This is a genomic window from Pseudomonas sp. Pmew2 (genome assembly GCF_058129885.1).
This window is the reverse complement of the sequence record NZ_CM176702.1, coordinates 1203103-1223401: the sequence shown is the minus strand read 5'-3', so window position 1 is coordinate 1223401 and position 20299 is coordinate 1203103. Positions and strand designations below refer to the sequence as shown.

At 58.5% G+C, this 20299-nt stretch carries 20 protein-coding genes and 2 pseudogenes; 11 read left to right on the top strand and 11 right to left on the bottom strand.

What is annotated here, in order from left to right:
- Positions 1-44: 44 nt before the first annotated feature.
- The 4 genes from AC4ANK_RS05640 to AC4ANK_RS05625 all read right to left on the bottom strand — a co-directional run bounded on the left by AC4ANK_RS05640 (position 45) and on the right by AC4ANK_RS05625 (position 2740).
- A complete protein-coding gene (locus AC4ANK_RS05640) occupies positions 45-491 on the bottom strand; it encodes a DEAD/DEAH box helicase (RefSeq protein ID WP_002555292.1) in 447 nt (148 codons plus the stop codon).
- A 119-nt stretch (positions 492-610) separates the two neighbouring features.
- Positions 611-1621, bottom strand: coding sequence for a J domain-containing protein (locus AC4ANK_RS05635; RefSeq protein ID WP_002555293.1), 1011 nt, complete (start codon positions 1619-1621; stop codon positions 611-613).
- Between the two features lie 96 nt (positions 1622-1717).
- Positions 1718-2341, bottom strand: a complete 624-nt coding sequence (locus AC4ANK_RS05630; RefSeq protein ID WP_002555294.1) for a glutathione S-transferase family protein — start codon at positions 2339-2341, stop codon at positions 1718-1720.
- A 15-nt stretch (positions 2342-2356) separates the two neighbouring features.
- The gene (locus AC4ANK_RS05625) at positions 2357-2740 is read right to left on the bottom strand and encodes a RidA family protein (RefSeq protein WP_002555295.1); all 384 of its coding nucleotides are present in this window, start codon (positions 2738-2740) and stop codon (positions 2357-2359) included.
- A gap of 166 nt (positions 2741-2906) precedes the next feature.
- Between AC4ANK_RS05625 and AC4ANK_RS05620 the strand changes: the two genes are divergently transcribed.
- Together AC4ANK_RS05620 and AC4ANK_RS05615 are read left to right on the top strand one after the other, a co-directional pair.
- Positions 2907-3602 (top strand): tRNA (adenine(22)-N(1))-methyltransferase, encoded by a 696-nt coding sequence (locus AC4ANK_RS05620; RefSeq protein WP_002555296.1) that lies wholly within the window; start codon positions 2907-2909, stop codon positions 3600-3602.
- A gap of 340 nt (positions 3603-3942) precedes the next feature.
- A complete protein-coding gene (locus AC4ANK_RS05615; protein WP_002555297.1) occupies positions 3943-4482 on the top strand; it encodes a DsbA family protein in 540 nt (179 codons plus the stop codon).
- Positions 4483-4491: 9 nt separating this feature from the next.
- On the opposite strand, the gene AC4ANK_RS05610 is transcribed toward AC4ANK_RS05615, so the two are convergent.
- Positions 4492-5463: an alpha/beta hydrolase gene (locus AC4ANK_RS05610; RefSeq protein ID WP_002555298.1), complete on the bottom strand. Its 972-nt coding sequence runs from the start codon at positions 5461-5463 to the stop codon at positions 4492-4494.
- Positions 5464-5537: 74 nt separating this feature from the next.
- Entirely contained in the window at positions 5538-6464 is a 927-nt protein-coding gene (locus tag AC4ANK_RS05605) for a Gfo/Idh/MocA family protein (RefSeq protein ID WP_002555299.1), read from the bottom strand.
- 182 nt (positions 6465-6646) lie between these two features.
- Here AC4ANK_RS05605 and AC4ANK_RS05600 point away from each other — a divergent pair.
- From AC4ANK_RS05600 to AC4ANK_RS05580, 5 genes and pseudogenes are all read left to right on the top strand, one after another.
- Positions 6647-7214, top strand: a pseudogene (locus tag AC4ANK_RS05600) (RNA 2'-phosphotransferase).
- Positions 7215-7657: 443 nt separating this feature from the next.
- A complete protein-coding gene (locus AC4ANK_RS05595) occupies positions 7658-8350 on the top strand; it encodes an Abi family protein (protein ID WP_057421046.1) in 693 nt (230 codons plus the stop codon).
- A gap of 89 nt (positions 8351-8439) precedes the next feature.
- A pseudogene (locus AC4ANK_RS05590) lies at positions 8440-8709 on the top strand (DUF1493 family protein); the annotation flags it as partial.
- 296 nt (positions 8710-9005) lie between these two features.
- Positions 9006-9425, top strand: a complete 420-nt coding sequence (locus AC4ANK_RS05585; RefSeq protein ID WP_002555302.1) for a hypothetical protein — start codon at positions 9006-9008, stop codon at positions 9423-9425.
- Between the two features lie 25 nt (positions 9426-9450).
- Complete coding sequence (locus tag AC4ANK_RS05580; RefSeq protein WP_002555303.1) at positions 9451-10344, top strand: cation diffusion facilitator family transporter; 894 nt, start codon at positions 9451-9453, stop codon at positions 10342-10344.
- 6 nt (positions 10345-10350) lie between these two features.
- Here AC4ANK_RS05580 and AC4ANK_RS05575 read toward each other — a convergent pair whose 3' ends face one another.
- On the bottom strand, positions 10351-11025 hold the full coding sequence (locus AC4ANK_RS05575; protein ID WP_223216206.1) for a DUF6515 family protein: 675 nt from the start codon (positions 11023-11025) through the stop codon (positions 10351-10353).
- Here AC4ANK_RS05575 and AC4ANK_RS05570 point away from each other — a divergent pair.
- Both AC4ANK_RS05570 and AC4ANK_RS05565 read left to right on the top strand, forming a co-directional pair.
- Positions 11017-11565: a hypothetical protein gene (locus tag AC4ANK_RS05570; protein ID WP_369812040.1), complete on the top strand. Its 549-nt coding sequence runs from the start codon at positions 11017-11019 to the stop codon at positions 11563-11565. The genes AC4ANK_RS05575 and AC4ANK_RS05570 overlap by 9 nt on opposite strands.
- A gap of 348 nt (positions 11566-11913) precedes the next feature.
- Positions 11914-12393, top strand: a complete 480-nt coding sequence (locus tag AC4ANK_RS05565; protein WP_002555305.1) for an Lrp/AsnC family transcriptional regulator — start codon at positions 11914-11916, stop codon at positions 12391-12393.
- A gap of 12 nt (positions 12394-12405) precedes the next feature.
- Here the strand turns inward: AC4ANK_RS05565 and AC4ANK_RS05560 are convergent, their stop codons facing one another.
- The 4 genes from AC4ANK_RS05560 to AC4ANK_RS05545 form a co-directional block, all read right to left on the bottom strand.
- Positions 12406-13038 carry a pseudouridine synthase gene (locus tag AC4ANK_RS05560; protein ID WP_002555306.1) on the bottom strand — a complete coding sequence of 211 codons (633 nt, stop codon included), beginning with the start codon at positions 13036-13038 and terminating at the stop codon, positions 12406-12408.
- Between the two features lie 79 nt (positions 13039-13117).
- The gene (gene amn, locus AC4ANK_RS05555) at positions 13118-14581 is read right to left on the bottom strand and encodes an AMP nucleosidase (protein ID WP_002555307.1); all 1464 of its coding nucleotides are present in this window, start codon (positions 14579-14581) and stop codon (positions 13118-13120) included.
- A gap of 52 nt (positions 14582-14633) precedes the next feature.
- On the bottom strand, positions 14634-16283 hold the full coding sequence (locus AC4ANK_RS05550; protein WP_002555308.1) for an acyl-CoA dehydrogenase family protein: 1650 nt from the start codon (positions 16281-16283) through the stop codon (positions 14634-14636).
- A 125-nt stretch (positions 16284-16408) separates the two neighbouring features.
- The gene (locus AC4ANK_RS05545; RefSeq protein WP_460385224.1) at positions 16409-18403 is read right to left on the bottom strand and encodes a sensor histidine kinase; all 1995 of its coding nucleotides are present in this window, start codon (positions 18401-18403) and stop codon (positions 16409-16411) included.
- 371 nt (positions 18404-18774) lie between these two features.
- Between AC4ANK_RS05545 and AC4ANK_RS05540 the strand changes: the two genes are divergently transcribed.
- Both AC4ANK_RS05540 and thiE read left to right on the top strand, forming a co-directional pair.
- Positions 18775-19572, top strand: coding sequence for a hydroxymethylpyrimidine/phosphomethylpyrimidine kinase (locus AC4ANK_RS05540; RefSeq protein WP_002555310.1), 798 nt, complete (start codon positions 18775-18777; stop codon positions 19570-19572).
- 23 nt (positions 19573-19595) lie between these two features.
- The gene (gene thiE / locus AC4ANK_RS05535) at positions 19596-20213 is read left to right on the top strand and encodes a thiamine phosphate synthase (RefSeq protein ID WP_002555311.1); all 618 of its coding nucleotides are present in this window, start codon (positions 19596-19598) and stop codon (positions 20211-20213) included.
- The last annotated feature ends 86 nt before the right edge of the window (positions 20214-20299 follow it).

The window sequence follows — 20299 nt, the reverse complement described above, 5'->3', positions numbered from 1 at the left end:
GAATGGTCGGACAGGAGGGTTAGCTTCTCGGTTGGCTGATGGAATTAGGCAAAGGCACGGGGCTGTACGATTTGACAAAATACAGGTTTTTTCGGTGCAGGTGACAAAACGTGAAACTCATCGAAAATCAGCAACCCGACGCCTTCCAGCGCAGGGTCGTCCTGCAAACGACGCGTGAGAATCCCCTCAGTCACCACTTCAATACGCGTCTTCGGACCGACCCGGCTTTCCAGACGAATCCGATAACCCACCGTCTCGCCGACCTTCTCGCCCAGCTCACTGGCCAACCGCTCGGCGGCTGCTCTTGCCGCCAGTCGCCGAGGCTCCAGCATCAGAATGGTCTGCCCGGCCAGCCAGGTTTCCTCAAGCAGCGCGAGCGGCACACGCGTGGTCTTGCCCGCGCCGGGAGGGGCTTCGAGTACGGCTTCATGGCGCGTGGTCAGGGCCTGGCGCAGGGCTGGCAGGACGGCATCGATGGGTAACGAGATCATGGGGGCTCCCGGAGAGATGCGGGGAGTATACCGGGGTGGGGTTGGGGAATCAGGCGGCGTGTTTTAGCTGAACGGCAGTCGCCAGAAAGACTGCCGCAAGCATGCCAGACGTCGAAAAATCAGACCTGGACTTCGTCACCTTTCTCATCAATAAGGCCATTGTCGTATTTCTTGCGCAATTCTGGATCGGACAAAATCTTGAACGCATTTGAAATCACTTTGAAACGCTCAGTCGCCTCAGCCTCCTTACCGACATTCTTATCAGGATGATTCTTCAGCGAGGCTTTCCTGTAGGCCGTTTTGACTGCGGAGAGGTCTGCCGTCATGTCCGAGAGGCCCAAGTGTTCGTACAACGGCTTGACGGGTGGCTTGGCGGGGACGGAATCGCCCACCTTCGAGGAAGCGTCAGCGGCTGGTGTGTTGTGGGGCCGTTGCGTTGACGGCCGCTCAGCGCCTGCATTGGGCTTTGCTTTCGGTGGCGGCGGTGTGCTGTTGGCCTGCGGGCGAGTGCGTGGAGGCGTTTGCGGATGTGCTTGCTGTTGGGCGCTTTCAGGTCTCCAGGATGGGCCCGGTGTGGGTCGTCGTACGCGATCGGTGTTCGACTGACGAATCTCGTTGATCAACTGGTCAGCGATGTCGTTCATCAGCTTGTTCAGCTTCAGGTTGCTGGAGAAGAACGCGTGGTGCGCCTCACAGTTGTCCTTGCCCTGCGCGGGCTCAGGCTTGGCCATCGCGTCGGCCAGCTTCTTGCCCAGAGAGAACAACATCTTGCCTTGGCTGTCGCTGACGCCCAAAAAGCTCATCACGTTATGCATCGACTTGTCGCGCTCCCAGACAACGCTGGCTACGTCGAAGGCAGCTCGTGCCAGATTGAATCGGCCTCCGCCTTCGTGAGTCTCGACATTGGTCACCGGTTCCTTGCCGCGCAATGCGTCCAGGATTACCGCGAGGCCTTTCTGCTGACGCTCGTTGAGCCGGCCTTTCTGCTCCAGCAATGAGCTGTTGACCTGCAACGCCACTTTGCCAGCGATATGGCTAACGACGTTCATCGCGCGATCTATCGTTGGCTTTGTCGAATCGCTGAGCGCTACACGCGCCAACGAAGATGCAATGCTGGTGAGGTTGATCATATGCTTTCCCGGAAACTCATTGTCGTCTTGGTGGCAAGCAACAGGATCTGGTTCCACGGGCGAGTCAATATTCGATGCAGGGCTCGGGTATAAGGCTCACGGCGTTCCGTTTCGGCCGTGCAAGCGGTAGCCGGGACGTTCGCTCAGTCGTTCGTAATAGGCCTTCACTGCCGGGAAGTCCGGATGACTTAACGGGGTTTCAAACCAGCGATTTACTGAAAGGCCCATCGGGATGTCTGCCAGCGAAAACTCGCTGCCGCTAACGTACGCCCCGGTAGCATCAAGCTGTCGATCCAGGATCGCCATGTGTCGGGTCCATTGACGGCATCCGGCAGCCAGCGCGTCAGGGTCTTGATGGGCGACGCTGTGCCTGACCAGCGACATGAAGGCATAACCCCAGGATTTGTTGAGATCTGTGGCCTGCCAGTCGATCCATTGATCCACTCTGGCTCTGGCTATTGCGTCCGCTGGATAGAGATGCACGGCGTTGCTGCGGTTCGCCAGGTACCTGATGATCGTGTTCGACTCCCACAGAACGAAGCCATCGTCCTCAATGACTGGAACCATCGCATTAGGGTTGAGTGCCATGAATTCAGGCGTGTTGGTTTCCCTGAAACCAGAGCCCCAGTCCTGCCGTTTGAACGGGATGTCCAACTCTGCACAGGTCCAGAGCACTTTGCGGACATTGATCGATGAGGCTTTGCCCAGTATCTGTAGCATTCCATCTCCTTATGGTCAGCCCGCCTTGGCCGCCATCGCCGTTACTTCCACGCGCATACCTTCAACCGCCAGCGATGCCACGCCCACTGCTGCGCGCACTGGCCACGGTTTTTTGAAGAAGCGTTTGTACACTTCGTTGAAAGCGGCGCGATCTGCCATGTCGGTCAGGTAGATGGTCAGGTGCATGACGCGGTCCATCGAGCTGCCGGCTCGTTCCAATGCATCTTTCAGGGCCCGCAGGGTGCATTCGCTCTGCTCGGTGATGCCGCCCAGCTCCAGGCTGCCGTCCGGATGGGTCGGGATCTGGGTGCTGACCAGCACGCCGTTGAAGTCGGCGACGTCCGAGGAGATGGAGTCCGCATCGGGATCGGGGGTGAAGATGATGTCTGCGTTTGCCATAAGATCTCTGTTTTGCAAGGGACGGAAAACGCCAAGCCTACGCGAGCGTCAGTTAGGGGTCGAGTCGCGGGCTATGTCGCGGAAAGTTGAAATACGCTGCATTGCTCTACAGAATCGCGCCCGGACCCGGCCGTGCTGCCGGACGCTTGTGCTGAAAGGGTTGCCGTTGAACGAACAGAGATTGTCCATGCGCCTGGAGCGTGTGGCGACGCACGTACCCGCCGGTGCGCGGCTGGCTGATATCGGCTCGGATCACGGTTATCTGCCGGTGGCGCTGCTGAACCGTGGTGCCATCTCGGCGGCGGTGGCTGGCGAGGTGGCGTTGACGCCGTTCCACGCAGCCGAACGCACCGTGCGCGAGAACGAACTGGAGCAACAGGTCTGCGTGCGTCTGGCCGATGGTCTGGCGGCGATTGAGGCGGAAGACGGGATAACGGCGGTCAGCATGTGCGGCATGGGTGGCGAGACGATCCGCGACATCCTTGAACGTGGCAAAGCGCGCCTGAGCGGTCAGGAACGTCTGATCCTGCAACCCAATGGTGGTGAGCAGCCGTTGCGCCTTTGGCTGATGGAGCATGATTACCGCATCGTCAGCGAAGAAGTGCTGCGGGAAAACCGTTTCGACTACGAAATCATCGTCGCCGAGCGCACCGGGCCCGTGACCTACACCGCCGAGGAACTGTATTTCGGCCCGCTGCAGATGCAGGCGCGCAGCCCGGCATTTCTGCTCAAGTGGCAGCGTTTATTGGGCAAAAAACAGAAAACGCTGAACAACTTCGAAAGGGCACAGAAAGGCGTGAGCGAAGAAAAATGGCGGGAGGTTGCGCAGCAGATTCGCTGGATCAGCGCATTGCTGGCCTGAAAATCGAACTCGTGCACGAACTTGCTCTCAAATCCGCATGATCCACAGTTCAGGCTTTATGGCGCCTTCATCTGGTGGCGTCAAAGTTGCAATGTGACGCGGAGCGTCACGAACTGCATTCCCACGCGGAGCGTGAGGAACGAGAGGTGTCCGGGAGATTACTTCTCGCTACCATGCCCGGCGCAAGGCAAATCAGCCGGGCGCGCCTTGTTTATCTCGCGCCAATGCTCTGCGTGAGGAACGAGAGGTGTTCGCGAGAACGCTTCTGGTGACCATGCTCGGCGCAATGCAATCAGCCCGGCGCGTTTTCTGCACAACCATCGACGGGAGCAACACGACCATGTATTCAGACGTACTTTCCTGGGGCCACGGGCCTCGTCTGTTCGAAGTCTTCCTTGAGCCAACCTGCCCTTTTTCAGTGAAGGCATTCTTCAAGCTCGATGAACTGCTGGCTCAGGCCGGAGAAGACAAAATCACTGTCAAAATCCGCCTGCAATCCCAGCCCTGGCACATGTTTTCGGGCGTTATCGTGCGCTGCATACTCGCGGCTGCAACGCTGGAAGGCGGCAAGGAAAGCGCCAAGGCCGTCATGACAGCGGTTGCCTCGCACCGTGAAGAGTTCGAGTTTGAACATCACGCAAGCGGCCCGAACATGGACGCGACGCCCAATGACATCATCGTGCGTATCGAGCGTTACAGCGGCCTTGCGCTGGCTGACGCATTCGCCAATCCCGAGCTTGAGCACGCCGTGAAATGGCACGCTAAATACGCCCGCCAGAACGGCATACACGTGTCGCCGACCTTCATGATCGACGGTCTTGTGCAGCCGGGCTTGAGCAGTGGCGACCCAGTATCGAAGTGGGTCACGGAGATAGGCTGAGAGGCGAGCTCAACCCAGCGCGTCGATCCGCTCATTGATCCATTCACGGCTGCGCACCAGAGCCTTGCGCGCCAAGGTAGTCGGGAAGTGGATGAAGCCGTGCGGCGACTCGGGCATGAGGTGCATTTCGACCTCTGCCGAGTCGGCCCAGCGCTCGGCCATTTGCAGTGTGTCATCCAGCAGCGGGTCGATCTCTCCAACGAACATCAGTGCAGGCGGAAGGCCAGTCAAATCGCCATACAAAGGCGATAGTGGCGGCTCGCGGCGTTTATCGTCGCTTCGGTCGGGGGTAAGCAAACGCATTGCACCGACCATGCCCGGCCCGTCCAGCACCAGCGTCTCCGGCCCTGCGGTACGCACGCTCTTGGTGCCCGTCAGGTCGTAGACGCCGTAGTACAGGACCGTACCCACTATTCGCTCGAGCAGATCAGGTCGGCTTTTCAATTTCAGAAGCGTGGCTGCGGCAAGATGCCCGCCAGCGGATTCGCCGACCACGATAACCGGCAGGCCGGCAAACTCCTCGCAGTCTTTGCCCAACAGCCAGCAGGCGGCAGAAAAGCAATCTTCCATCAGGCCTTCAATGGGGGTTGTCACCGCCAGCCGGTAATCGACCGAAACCACTGCAACATTGCAGGCGTTGACCATGCCGACGTTGAGCTCATCGTTCATCTGGGCGTTGCCAATCACCCATCCGCCACCGTGAATATCGAACACCACGCCTCTGGGTTTGCCTTTGGGCCTGATGATACGCACGGGGACCGGTACGTTATCCGTGCTGACCGTTCTTTTTTCAATCTGCAGCCCATGCCCTCCCGGTTTGAAAGCGCTGCCAATCTGAGCCGCACGCAATAACGCCTGAATCAACCGGGGTGTAACACGATTGCGAATCTGGAAACGCGGCATTCGCGCGAGGGTTTTATTAAACCGTCGCACTTCTGACAACTCCTGCTCACTGCAAGGCCAAGGCTGTTTTTTGTCCAATTTCTGCTCTCTTGTCAGGCTGACGTGTGCGGGGGCCGACAAAGCGCTTGCCCCCACCTGTACCTGAGAGGCTCTTAGTCGTAGAACGGTTCAACGGATGCCCGACTGCCCACGAAAAAACTGTCCGCGACCAGCCGCAACGGTTGCAGGTCCAAATCACTGGCCTTGTTGCCGATCAACTGTTGGAAGTGTTGATACACCGCCGCGTACTCGCCTTCCTCCGAAACCGTCTGGCGCACGCCATCGATACTCAACAGTGCGCCGCCGTTATCCAGGCGCAAGGTGCCTTCGGCGCAACGAATCTCGATGCTCCAGAGTTCGTCATGACCGTGATCGAAGTCGAACTCGGCATGAATATCGAGGTGGCGCGTGTCGGACATCTTGATAGAAGCGGCAATTGGCGACTGGCAGTTGCTCGGCACGCGCAGTTCGGCAGATTCGACGAACAATGGAAGTGGCAGCAGGTGAGTCACTATCGACAGGGCGTTGATACCCGGATCGAACACACCCAGGCCACCGGGCTGCCAGATCCACGCCTGCCCAGGGTGCCATTTGCGCACATCTTCCCTCCAGTCGATCTGGACACTTTGCAGAGTACGGGTGGACAACCACTCACGCGCCGCTTCGATACCCTGCGCGTAACGCGAATGCCAGGCGAACAGACCACTGACGCCCTGCTCCGACACGTGCTCCACCAACGCCATCGCCTCACCCAGCGTCGCACATGGCGGTTTCTCGACCAGCACGTGTTTGCCTGCCGCCAACGCCTCTTGCACCAGAGCAAAGCGGCCTTGCGGGGGCGTACAGAACGCAATAGCGTCAACCTGCACTCCACTCTCGAGCAACTCGCCCAGCGACTTGAAGTTCTCCACCCCGGCACACGGCTGCCCTTGCGTAGCGACAGCCACCAGCTCAAATGCGGGGTTGGCGTGGATGGCAGGGACGTGTTGATCCTGCGCAATCTTGCCGTAGCCCACCAGACCGAGACGAATCGGTTGCATACATGACTCCTGAGTTTTTGTAATTATCGTGGGCACAGTAAACCAGATGTTAATAGTGGGCGGTAAGGGGACACTGGCAAAGCGGGAGTGTTTTCGGTCAAAGACCGTCTGATGAGAGCATGGAAGCCGTTTAACGTTTGTCTTTAGACTTGGCGCACACCCAAATGAAAAAGTGCACGTCCTTGAACAAAAAGCAACGTGACGAAATCAGCAAATTGCTCAGCTACCTGCTGCGCCACGCCCCCGAATCAATGGGCCTGACCTTGGACCGCGACGGCTGGAGTGATGTCGATGATCTGATCCGGAAAGCAAACGCGCATGGCCATGCTTTCGACCGCCAGGCATTGAATGAAGTGGTTGAGACCAACGAGAAAAAACGCTTCACGCTATCCGAAGATGACCAGCGCATTCGTGCAGCACAGGGCCACAGCACCGTTCAGGTTCAAGTGCAGCACGCCGAAAAGGAACCGCCAGCTACGCTTTATCATGGCACCGCAAGTCGCTTCATGACCTCCATCGAGACACAGGGGCTGATCGCAGGCAGTCGACATCATGTTCATCTGACTGAGGATCCAGATGACCGCAATGAGCGTCGGCAAACGATACGGGCAACCGGTGCTTCTTGCCGTTGACGCGAAGGGTATGTTTGAAGCCGGGGTACGGTTTTTTCAGGCAGATAACGGGATTTGGTTGGTGAAAGCGGTGAGTCGAGATTCACTCACAGTCCTGCATTTGCCCATACCTGAATAGCCGCGCAGTACAGGTGATTGTGAGCAGGCAAGAACCAGAGCCGAGCGTCGGAAACGATACCCGCCGTTACCAAACTGCGAAAACGAGGAGGCCCCGCAAGCGGGGCCACAACTTAACCTAGTCTCATCACCGTTTCTTGTGGCACGGGAGTGGAGTTTCCAGGGCAGCGACGTAAATTTACCACACTACGAGACAACGTCAACTCCCAAGATAGGATTTGAAAGCGCCTGACCTACCTATCGCGATCAGAACGAGCACCTTAGGCTGCTTGCCCAACTCCAGCACACGCCAAGACAGGGCTCACTTCGCTTTCTCGCTCGCGCCTCGATAATTTTCCAGATACAGCTATGGGCTTCTAAGAGAAATCCTTGACGTGTACCCTTTCGGTTTTGGCCCAAGGAATGCCTACCGGCCATCATTACACTCAGGAGCAGTGAGTCGCTATGGTTTGGCAAACGCTGGAGGCGAAGCTTTCTACGCCAAGGATGTCCCGCTACCTGAAAGGCAACCGAGGCAAGGACCGAGCCGCAGAGGCTTACGTCCACAATATGAAAATTGCCGAGTCTCTCGTTTCAGTTTTTCATGTTCTTGAGGTAGCTGTGCGTAACGGAATTCAGAAAGAAATGGCCTTGGAGTACGGCCGGGATGACTGGTACGAAGAATGGAATGGTACTGGCAATGCAAATTTCCAGAAACTTTATGACAAGATTTCAGAGGCCAAGAATGAGCTTCGTAATCGAAGGGTTGAGCTTACGCCAGACAACATCGTAGCCGAGCTAAGCTTCGGCTTCTGGACGTCTCTATTCAACCGGGCGACCATCATCAACCTGTCAAAACCGCTAATGCGGGTTTTCTATTTCTGCCCTAAAAGCATGCGACAACCCGACAACATTCGCACTCGCCTGAACAAGGGACGTGACCTGCGGAACCGTTGCTTCCACCATGAGCCGCTTTTGTGGCAACCGCTCTATGAACTGCATAGAGATGTATCTGAAGTCATCAAGTGGATCGAACCTGGATTACATGCATGGATAAAGATCCACGATCGAGTACCTGCCACACTCGGCGACTGGATAAAGTGGCGAGACTCACCGGAGCCAGCTCAAGCTGAGAGCATTATCGGCAGCAACGAATAAGCAGAGTGTAAGCGGCATTCCAAGAAGTGCTTATCCAGCAGCTGATCTGAAAATCGCTTGGTAGATGTTACCAAACGGAATGATGACATTTCATGGAGGACTTCTTTGATCACTTCAATGTGGGTCAGGGCGATTACGACCACTGTCGATACTTCAAACCGGAAGGTACAGATATTTTTATGCTGTTCCGAGCCAAAGACAGGCGCGCCAAAACGCCTCTGACACTGGGAATTCTGTACGAAGCGACCAGAATGAAGGTATGGAATTGCCAGACGCTAGAGGAAATGACGTTTAGCTCAATGCCTACTTACGGTCGTACCGAAGATACACCGGTTAAAATATTTGAGATCAAAACCCGGCAACCTGCGTCCTTATACAGTATGGGTTGCTTGCGGATGCCGAGCCTTGGCACGACGAAAGGCGCTCTCCCGGACACCTCTCGTTCCCATGCCACCTAGCTCATATTCATACACAAGTCCCCATGACGCCGGGAAACGTGGCTCAAGCCAATATGATGACCGTTACTACGCGTGGTAACGCAGAGCTGCAGCACGAAATCAACATTCATCAACCGCAGAACCACGCCATCACTCAATAGTCTTAGCCTTGCAGCCATTGCCTTGTATAGTTGCCCTCTTCATCTCAGGAGCTTTCCATGCGCATTCCTTCTCGCTTGATCGGTGGCGTTCTGGTCGCCACGTTGCTGACTCAGATTTCTGCCTGCGGCAGTATTTTCTATCCTGACCGTCGCGGTCAGATTGATGGCAAGGTTGACCCGGCCATTGCGGCGCTGGATGCTTTTGCGCTGCTGTTCTATATCGTTCCCGGGGTGATTGCGTTTGCAGTGGACTTCGCGACGGGCGCGATCTATTACGCACCCGGCGAGCATGCGCAGATCGATCCGCAGAAGCTGCAAAAGGCGATCAAGGCTGACGGCAGCGTCGACAACACCAAGCTGCAAGCCATCATTGAAACCGAGCTGGGCCGTTCCCTGCCACTGAACGACCCACGCCTGATTCAGCACAAAGGCAGCGTGGAACAACTGGCAGCCTTGGGCCTGGTCCCGGCAGCCTGATATCGATACGGTTCAAGGAAGCGTCATGAGCACCACTGCCGAACATTCCCGACTGCTGCGTCTGGCGACGCGGGCCTCGCTGGCGGTTGCCGTGACGCTGATCCTGGCCAAGGGCGTTGCCTGGTGGCTCAGTGGTTCAGTGAGCCTGTTGGCCGGCCTTACCGATTCGTTGCTTGATGGCGCGGCCTCGTTCCTCAATCTGCTGGCGGTGCATTACGCGTTGCGCCCAGCCGATGAGGATCATCGCTATGGTCATGGCAAGGCGGAAGCGCTGTCGGGTATGGCGCAGGCGCTGTTCATCACCGTCAGTGGCGTGCTGATCGCTGTTCAGGCGGTCGAACGCATCCAGAACCCGGAGCCGCTGGGCGCGCCGCTGTTGGGTATGGTGGTGATGGTGATTTCCATCGCACTGACGCTCGCACTGCTCACCTTGCAATACCGGGTGATCAAGGCGACAGGCTCGGCGGCCATCCGTGCCGACTCGCTGCACTACCGTTCCGACTTGCTGCTGAACGCCAGTATTCTGGTGGCGCTGACCCTTGCCTATTTCGGCTGGCAACAGCTGGACGCGTATTTTGGTCTGGGCATCGCGCTGTACATCTTGTGGAGCGCTTTGCAGATCGCCCGCGAGACAGTGTCGGTGTTGATGGATGAAGAATTGCCCGCCGATGTCAGCACGCGCATGCTGGCGCTGGCGTGCGACGTGCCTGGCGTGCTTGGGGCGCATGATCTGCGTACACGGATATCCGGCAATCACTGGTTTGTGCAGCTACATCTGGAGTTGCCGGGCACACTGACCCTGTCGGTCGCCCATGCGCTCTGCGACAAGGTCGCCGATGCTATTCACGAGCAATTCCCGAAGGCCGAAGTGCTGGTGCACGCCGACCCTCAGGAAGTCGTCAAGCAGGCCAATGTCTGATCAGCGTCAATTGACGCTGACGTTGTAGCCACGCCCTGCCAGACAGTCACCCATCGAGCGACGATAGGCATCCACCAAGTCCGGCGGCGGCTGGCCGCTGACATTGGCCGGGTCGAAGCCGCTCTGCTGCGCGGCCTGCAAATAGCACTGATAGTGATCCAGTTCGACCTGTTGCGGACTCTGGCCATTGGCAGGGTAGGCAACCGGGTCGTAGCCATTGACCTGCTGTCCAGCAGGGGCCTGATACACCGCCTCGTTCTGCGGCGGGTTGACCACTACGTAGTCCTGACTGTCAGGCTGGTAGGCATAATAAGTACCGGCTGCCAGAAACAGCAGACTGCTGCCGATCCACACTTCCTGCGAGTAGGACGGTAGTCTGCTGACACGTACCCCGTAAGGCGGTGTCACCACGACATAACGCGGGCCTTGCGGGCGATACCAGTAACCACCCGAGTAGTAATAGTCCTGACCACGATAGGGAATACGCGAGTAGCCACCCGGTACGCGATCTATCGCATAGCCAGGCCGATATTGCGGGCCTGGCCCCCAGCCATTGCCACGCCCGTCGGGACGCCCTTCCCAACGGTCATTGAGGCGACCGTTACCGGCCTGCCAGTTGCGGTTGTTGCCACGCGGGATGTCCTGATAGTAGCCCTGACGCGGCTGCTGGGTTTGCCACACCTCTCCAGGACCACCCTGGATCGGCAGGTTGTTCTGGCTTTGGCGCAACTGCTGGCGCTGCTGGTTTTGCTGCTGCTGAATCTGACGCTGCTGATCACGTTGTTGCTGATCGATCTGCTGTTGCTGCTGACGCTCGACGTTGCGCTGCTGGATCTGCTGTTGCTGGATCTGCTGCTGTTGCTGGCGCTCAACCTGACGCTGCTGGTTCTGCTGTTCCTGAATCTGACGTTGCTGATTGATCTGCTGCTGGTTGATCTGTTGTTGCTGCTGACGCTCGACCTGGCGCTGCTGATTCTGCTGCTGTTGGATCTGACGCTGCTGATTATTCTGTTCCTGGAAGCGCTGCTGTTGTTGCTGACGCTGCTGCCCGTTTTCGCCAGAGCTGTTGTACAACTGATTGCGCGGCGAATCATCACGTTCGTCGGCCAATGCCTGAGCGCTGATGCTCAGACACAACAGACTCACACCCGCAAACTGCCAGATGCCAGATTTCATGCTTTCCTCACTAGAGCGCGGGTTGACGTCATTAAGACTGTTTAAGCGTAGCGCCGTTCTGCGCACTTTATCAGCAGACAAAGAAAAGGGGACCAAATGGCCCCCTTGAGATACTTCGCCCTGGCGCAACGCTTTTGACGTTGGCTCACCTCATGCCGTCTTCTGGACAGTATGTAGCCCGGGGGCCTGGCACACCCTGTTGGGTGGGAGGCCGCGACTGGCCTGATTCGGCGAGTCGCGCTGGACGCTGTGTCCGGGCAGTGATTCTGGTTAAAAGAATAGGCCTGAGGCTAAGGCAGAGGATTGCTAATATTGCGGATTAAAACATTACTTGCGCAATTTTTGACTTCAGATGAATAATCCAGCGCAATTGAATTGATAAAGGGGTGCATCGTGAGCAAGCTCGACAGATACGACCTGAGCATTTTGGCTGAATTGCAACGTGACGCACGCATATCCAACCAGGAATTGGCCGAACGCATCGGTCTGTCACCCTCACCCTGCTCGCGCCGGGTCAAGCAACTGGAGGACGACGGTTACATCGTGCGCCAGGTGGCCCTGCTGGATCGCAAGAAACTTGGCCTGAACCTCACCGCCTACGTGCTGATCGGCATGGACCGGCATACGCCCGAGCGATTCGAGAATTTCGAGCAGCAAATCCGTAACCTGCCTCAGGTTCTGGAATGCAGCCTGGTGACCGGCATGGACGCAGACTACCAACTGAAAGTGGTGGTGCCGGACATGGATCACTACCAGAAACTGCTACTGGGCCATCTGACGCGGATCGAGGGCGTGACCAGCGTCAAGTCCAGCTTTGTGCTCAATCAGGTGCTGGCCAGCACCGAAATGCCGCTGACTCACTTGCGCAACTAAGCCCGCTCGACCTCACAGCTTTGCGGCGACTTCCCGGTATTGGCCCTGATCCAGCCCATCCAGCGTCCAGTCGCCAATTCTGACCCGCACCAGCCGCAGGGTCGGCAAGCCGACGGCAGCAGTCATGCGCCGCACCTGCCGATTACGCCCTTCCTTGATCACCAGTTCCAGCCAGCTGGTCGGCACGCTCTTGCGAAAGCGCACAGGCGGGTTGCGCGGCCACAGTTGCGGTTCATCGAGCTGCCGCGCCTCGGCGGGCAAGGTCGGGCCGTCGTTGAGCTGGACACCGTCGCGCAACTGCTGCAACTGCTCATCGGTCGGCTCACCCTCGACCTGCACCCAGTAGGTCTTGGCCAGTTTGTGTTTCGGGTCGGCGATGCGCGCCTGCAACTGGCCGTCGTTGGTCAGCAGCAACAAGCCTTCACTGTCGCGATCCAGTCGTCCGGCCGGATAAATGCCGGGGATCTTGATGAAGTCCTTGAGCGTGGCGCGCCCTCCTTCGTCACTGAATTGAGTCAGCACATCGAATGGCTTGTTGAAGAGGAACAGCTTCGGCTCGGCCGTTGGCGCTTTGGCGACACGCCGGGCAGCGCCTGCCGGGTTGGAGGCAGGACGGCGGGAAACGGGGCGTTGGGTGCGGGACATGGGAATTAGGCAATCAAAAAACAGAAAGGGCCACTTTAGTGGCCCTTCGTGCAAATACCAATCTATTAACGGAATGCTATTAACGGAATGGCGGCTCGTCGAAGCTGCGCAGTTTGCGCGAGTGCAGCGAGTTCAGCTCGGTGCGCAGCAGGTCCAGCGCGGCGATACCGATCTTCAGGTGCTGGCTGACCGCACGTTCGTAGAACGCATTGGCCGAACCCGGCAGCTTGATTTCACTGTGCAACGGCTTGTCGGATACGCACAGCAACGTGCCGTAAGGCACCCGCAGGCGATAACCCTGAGCGGCGATGGTGCCACTTTCCATGTCGACCGCCACGGCACGCGACAGGTTGATCAATGGACGTTCCTGAGCCCAGCGCAGCTCCCAGTTACGGTCGTCATAGGTCAACACCGTGCCGGTGCGCAGGCGCTTCTTGAGCTCTTCGCCGCGTTCGCCGGTGATCTGCGCCGCCGATTCCTGTAAGGCCAGTTGCACTTCGGCGAGCGCCGGAATCGGGATATGCGGCGGCAACACGCGGTCGAGAATGCCGTCGCGACGCATATAGGCGTGGGCCAGTACGTAATCGCCGATGGTCTGCGACTGACGCAGGCCGCCGCAGTGACCAATCATCAGCCAGCAATGCGGACGCAGGACTGCCAGGTGATCGGTGATGTTCTTGGCGTTGGACGGGCCGACGCCGATGTTGACCAGTGTCACGCCATGGCCGTCTTCGGCGATCAGATGGTAGGCCGGCATCTGATAGCGGTGCCAGACCACGCTGGCGACGATGGCCTGGGCTTCATCCAGGCTCATGCTCTTGTCGACCACCACATTGCCCGGTAGAACCATACGCACGAAACGCGGGTCTTCGCGGAGTTTTTCCAGCCCGTGCAGGATGAACTGGTCGACATAGCGGTGGTAGTTGGTCAGCAGAATCCACGGCTGCACATGACGCCAGTCGCTGCCGGTGTAATGCACCAGACGGCGCAACGAGAAATCCACCCGTGCAGCGTCGAACAGCGCCAATGGCAGCGGGTCGACATTGGCCCAGTCATAAAGGCCGTCGGCAATACCATCGGTGGCAGCCGACAGGTCGGTGCTGGGGAATACCCGCGCCAGCGCCGCTGCGGTAACACCAGTGCCGGCCAGCTCATCGCCCTGCTCGACCACGTAAGGATAAGGAATGCTCTGCTCGCTCATGCCGACTTCAACCGTCACGGTGAAATCTTTCATCAGCGGGACAAGTTGTTCGAGCAGGTACTTCTTGAAGGCCTTGGGCTGCGTGACGGTAACGCTGTAAGTACCCGGCAACTGCACCTTGGCGTAGGCACGAGTGGTTACCGGCACTTCGCCCTTGCATTGGTAGACCAGGCGCAGTTCCGGGTAGCTGAATTGCGCTCGCTCCTCGGCAGTGGGCTCGACGCGGTCTTTCAAATAGCGCTTGAGCGCCTGGCTCAGCGCGCTGGTCGCGCGCTCATGCAGCTCGGCGAGCCGCTCTACGGCCTGCTCGGCGGTGTCGACAACAACAAAGGCTTGGGTCACGATTCATGTCCTGTCTGATCTTGCAGACGTGCATCGTAACGGGTTCGCGTGCTCATGCCACCTGTGGCGAGGACCTGAGCAGCAATGTTTCGACATCGACACCACGCGGCAATGTGCCATACACCCGCCCGCCAGAGGCTATTCGCCCCGCGATAAAGCCATCGCTGACAGCGGCATTGCCCGCTTCCAGCAATAGCTTGCCCTGCAAGGCGACGGCAATGTTCTCGGTCAGTTGGCGGGCGCGGTACTGAATATCGCTCGTGTCCTGAAACGCACCTTTCAATGCAGCTATATGCGCCGCCAGATGCCGATCGCCGTGCCCGTCGCCCAGTTCGTCGAACAGCGCATCGAGCGCGCCTGGTTCTTTGGACAGGGTTCGCAGCACATCCAGGCATTGCACATTGCCCGAGCCTTCCCACGTGGAGTTGACCGGGGCTTCGCGGTAAAGCCGGGGCAGAATGCTGTCCTCAACATAACCGGCACCGCCCAGGCATTCGGCGGCTTCGTTGATCATGGCCGGAGCCCGCTTGCAGATCCAGTATTTACCCACTGCCGTGACCAGACGGACAAAGCGTTTTTCGTGATCATCATCGAGATGGTCCAGCGCACGGCCCATGCGCAGGGTCAGGGCCAGCGCAGCCTCGCTTTCCAGCGCCAGGTCCGCCAGAACGTTCTGCATCAACGGTTGCTCGGCCAGCAGCCGGCCGCTGACCGCACGATACGCGCAATGATGCGCGGCCTGCGTCAGCGCCTGACGCATCAAGGCGCTGGAGCCAATCATGCAGTCGAAACGGGTCATGGCGACCATTTCAATGATGGTCGGTACGCCGCGCCCTTCCTCACCGATCATCCACGCCAACGCGCCGCGAAACTCGACTTCGCTCGATGCGTTGGACCAGTTGCCGAGCTTGTTTTTCAGGCGCTGGATATAGAACTCGTTGCGGGTGTCGTCCGGTCGGTGGCGCGGCAGCAGAAAACAGCTGAGGCCCTTATCGGTCTGCGCCAGGGTCAGAAACGCGTCGCACATCGGTGCCGAGCAGAACCACTTGTGTCCGACCAGCTCATAAGCCTGGCCGGGGCCACCCGCGCCTACCGGGAACGCGCGCGTGGTATTGGCGCGCACGTCGGTGCCGCCCTGTTTTTCGGTCATGGCCATGCCGATGGTTGCGCCACGCTTGTGCGCAATGCCCACGTTACGTGAGTCGTACTCAGTCGACAGCACCTTGGGCAGCCATATTTCAGCCAGATCCGGTTGCAGCCTGAGCGCAGGAACACTGGCGAACGTCATGGTCAGCGGGCAGCCGCTGCCCGGTTCTGCCTGCGTATGCAGATAGCTCATGGCAGCGCGCGCCACATGAGCACCGGGTTGCGGATCGGTCCATGGCAACGACGGGATGCCATGCTCGATGGCCGTGCTCATCAACTGATGGTACGCCGGGTGAAATTCGATCAGATCGATGCGGTGCCCGTAACGGTCATGGCTGGCGAATGCAGGCTTGTTCTGATTGGCCAGAAAGCCAGCCTCCATCAGCGGGCCGCCTGCAAGGGCACCGTAAGCGTCTATGCGCGGTTGCGCCCAGCCCGCACCGAAGCGGCTGCTCCACTCCTGAAGCGGCACGTCGATACGGTAGAGGTTCGCCCCGTCCAGCGGTGGCGGTTGATTGGTGACTTCGTGGGTTTCGGCGAATTGATTCAGGTTCATGAGTCATCTCCTGCCTGTGTGCACGCGCAACATGCAGACAGTGAATCACGCGCCCGACACTTGCAAAAGTGCCGTAGCCGCCGAAATCTCGGCGCTTTTACCTGATGCGCGTATCAAATGACGCTTTATATACCCCACTGGGCCTTGAGTTCTGGGGCTCTGCGCACCGCGCCCGGTACGGCCATCAGCATCGGGACGTTCAAGGTAAAGCAACTGCCCTTGCCTGGCTCGGAACGATGACTCAGCTCGCCACCCTGCAACTCGACCAGTTTCCGGCAAATCGCCAGACCGATGCCCAGCCCGCCGTATTCGCGGGTCATGGAGCCGTCGACCTGAAAGAAGTGTTGATACAGTTGGGCTTCGTCCAGTCGGCTGAAACCGATGCCGCTGTCCATCACTTCAACCCGCAGGTGCATGCGCTCCAGATCCTGCGGGTGCCCGCTGAAGCGCACTTGCACCGCGCCCTTACGGGTGAATTTGATCGCGTTGTCCACCAGGCACTCAATGCACTGGTAGAGCTTGTCGATGTCGCCACGCAGGCACGGCGGCAGCTTATCGTCCAGATCAAGCGTCAAAATCAGCCCCTTGGACTGAGCGGCGCCCAGGAAGCGATTGCGTAGCCTGTCGGCGAGGTCTTCGGGCGAAAAGGCATTGCAGTCGGCATACAGCACACCGGCCTGAAGTTCGGTGAGGGTCAGAATGCCGTTGATCATACTCATCATGTCCCGCGCGGAACTGGCAGCCGTTTGCCGATACATCTCCAGCTCGTCATCCATATCGAGTGTCTGCATCACTTCCAGCGACCCGATCACACCGTTCATCGGCGTGCGCAGCTCATGGGTAAGCGTGGCAAGGAACTCATCTTTCAGCCGGTTGCTGTTGGCCAGTTGCTGGTTGAGACGCTCCAGATCCTGACCTGCCGCCAGCAGCGTTCGCGCCTGCTGGCATCGGGCATGGTTGATACGGTCGGCAAGCGCCATGGAGAGGAATGCCATTTCCAGCACCGTGCCGATGTGCGAGGCGTACATGGTCAGGAAGGTGTTGGGCAAATAGCCCAGCAGCATCAGCCCGAAGATCAACCCGCTGACCATGAAGACCGACCAGGCCAGCACAAAATAGCGCCCTACCCGCTCGCCTTTCATGATGGCGACAATGCCCGCCAGGTAGATCGTCACGGCCCCTGTCATGACCAGTTGAGTGGCCCCGCGCAGGGCTGGCCCGTAGCCCAGGAACAAGGCCATGCCCATCACCAGCACAGCAGCGCCGATGACTATCAGCAGCAAGCGGTCCAGCCAGCGCGCCAACTGTGCCGTACCCAGAAAACTGCGGGAAAACTGGCACGCGAACAGCGTGGCCAGCGCCATCAGAAAGGGCGTCGACGCATTTGCCCACCAGGGGCTGTCAGGCCACAGGTATTCAATTGCGACGCCGTTGATCGACATCTGGTAAAGCCCGAACGAGGCGACATACAGCAGGTAGTACAGGTAATCCACCTCACGGACGCTGAGGTAGATGAACAGGTTGTAGACCAGCATGCCCAGCAGCACGCCGTAGATCAGCCCGAAAACGTAAACCTTGGTGGGCTGCGCCTCGAGGTAGGCGTGAGTAGACCAGAGATTGAGCGGAGCCTGAACCGACCCTTCGCTGCGTATGCGCATATACAGGGTTCGCGTCTGACCCGCTGGCAGGTCCAGCTGGAAAAGGTAGTTGTTCTGAGCGAACTGACGGCTGGAGAACGGCAACATGTCGCCGGTCTGCCAGACCCGCCCGGGATTCCCGTCGGCATCCGGGACATAGAAATCAACGTGGTCCATTGGCGGATAGGCCAGTTCCAGCAACCAGTCGTTATGGATGCTGGCGTCTATCGGGCGATAGGTCAGCTCGACTTTCAGCCAGAAGGCGGAACGCGAATACCCGGCGTTGAAGGTCCCGGCAGGCACGGACTGAAAGGCACCGGCGTGAGCGGCGGCGCTGACGCTTTCAATGGTCGCATCGCCGGTCGGGTCTTCGAATACCTGAATGGCACGACCCAACGGCAGAAAACGAGTGTTTTCATCAAACTCGACTGCATGACTCTGCAACGGCAGCCAAAGAGCCAGAATGATCAACAGATAGCGCATTGAAGCCCCAAGGTAGGTCGTCGCGTTCAATCCATCCATTGATTACGACGTCCCGCAATTTTCTGTCCTTGAAACAGGCTAATGATTCAAACAGACCATTGAACGTTGGGATGACCTGGCTGGCATCGGTATAAAAAACGATGCAAACCGTCGGTAATCGGTCTGACCACACAAGCATAGCCGCTAATAGCGTAAAGACAGTATCGCGATAAAAATCAAGGCAATAGCTCTACATCGGCTATTTCAGGCCAAACATGAGTATTTTTTGCAGGTTTGTCGAATCTGCGACAGTCGCCGACGGACCATCACCAGCAAGAAAAACCTGGCACCCCGAGCGGCCCGCGAAAGGTTTAGTGATAAGCTCGCGCACCATGAATATCTATAGCTCCCGCCCCGTTGTCCTTTGCCTCTCCGGCCACGACCCTAGTGGCGGTGCCGGTATGCAGGCCGATATAGAAGCCCTGCTCGCCCAGGGCTGTCACGCCGCTCCGGCGATTACTGCGCTCACCGTGCAAGACACTGTAGATGTCAGTGATTTTCGCGTGCTCGATCGCGAATGGGTCATGGCACAGGCCAATGCCGTCCTCAACGATTCGAACGTAGCCGCCGTCAAGCTGGGCATGCTCGGTTCGCTGGGGATGGTCGACACTGTCGTCGACCTGCTCCTTGCTCACCCGCATTTGCCAATGGTCTGCGACCCGGTGCTGCGTGCTGGCGGCGGCGGACGGCTGGGCAAGGACGAAGTCGGCTACGCCATGCGCGAACGGCTGCTGCCTTTGTCGACCATCGCGACCCCCAATCTTCCGGAAGCACGCATTCTTGCCGAGCTGCCTGAGGGTACTGCGGACGAGTGCGCCGACAAGCTACTGCTGTTTTGTGAATACCTGTTAATCACTGGCGGTCATGGTGACGAACAGCAAATCCATAATCGTCTTTATGTGCGTGGCGGCCAGACCCACACTTTCATTTGCGAACGCCTGCCCGGCAGCTACCACGGTTCAGGCTGCACACTGGCCAGCGCACTGGCCGGGCGTATTGCCCAGGGAGAAGAACTGGTCAGCGCGGTAAGATCGGCGCTGGACTACACCTGGCGAACGCTCAGGGACGCCGAACAGCTGGGCCGCGGGCAATTTGTGCCTCGTCGGTTGCCGCTGGATTTTTGCTCGTAACACATCGCCATGAGGCTCGATTCATGAAACTACGTGGCCTGTATGCCATTACCGACAGCCAGTTGCTGTCCGGCAAATTTCTCTCGTACGTCGAAGCTGCGCTGGATGGCGGCGTGACGCTGCTGCAATACCGCGACAAGACCAGTGACGAGTCCCGCCGTCTGCGCGAAGCGACCGAGCTGCTCAAACTCTGCGAGCGCTACAAGACGCGACTTATCATCAACGACGACGCCGAACTGGCGGCGCGTCTGGGCGTGGGTGTGCATTTGGGCCAGACCGACGGCTCGTTGCCGGATGCGCGTGCCCTGCTGGGGCACAAGGCGATTGTCGGTGCCACCTGTCACGGCAGCCTGGAACTGGCCGAGCAGGCAAAGGCTGATGGCGCGACGTACGTAGCATTTGGCAGGTTCTTCAACTCCCTGACCAAGCCCGGCGCCCCCGCAGTACCGCTGGACCTGATTGCTCAGGTGCGTGCCAGGGTTCACTTGCCGATTGCCGTGATCGGCGGCATCACCCTGGAAAACGCCCCGCAACTGGTCGAACATGGAGCAGACCTGCTCGCCGTGGTACACGGCCTGTTCGGCGCTGAAAACGCCCAGGAAGTCACTCGCCGGGCAAAAGCCTTCATGGCGTTGTTGTAAAGCAGAATTGCTGTGGGAGTGACCGGGGCGGCAATCCGCATTGCTCGCGAAGGCGATGGTTCAAAATGCTCTGTTTTCGGGGCCTG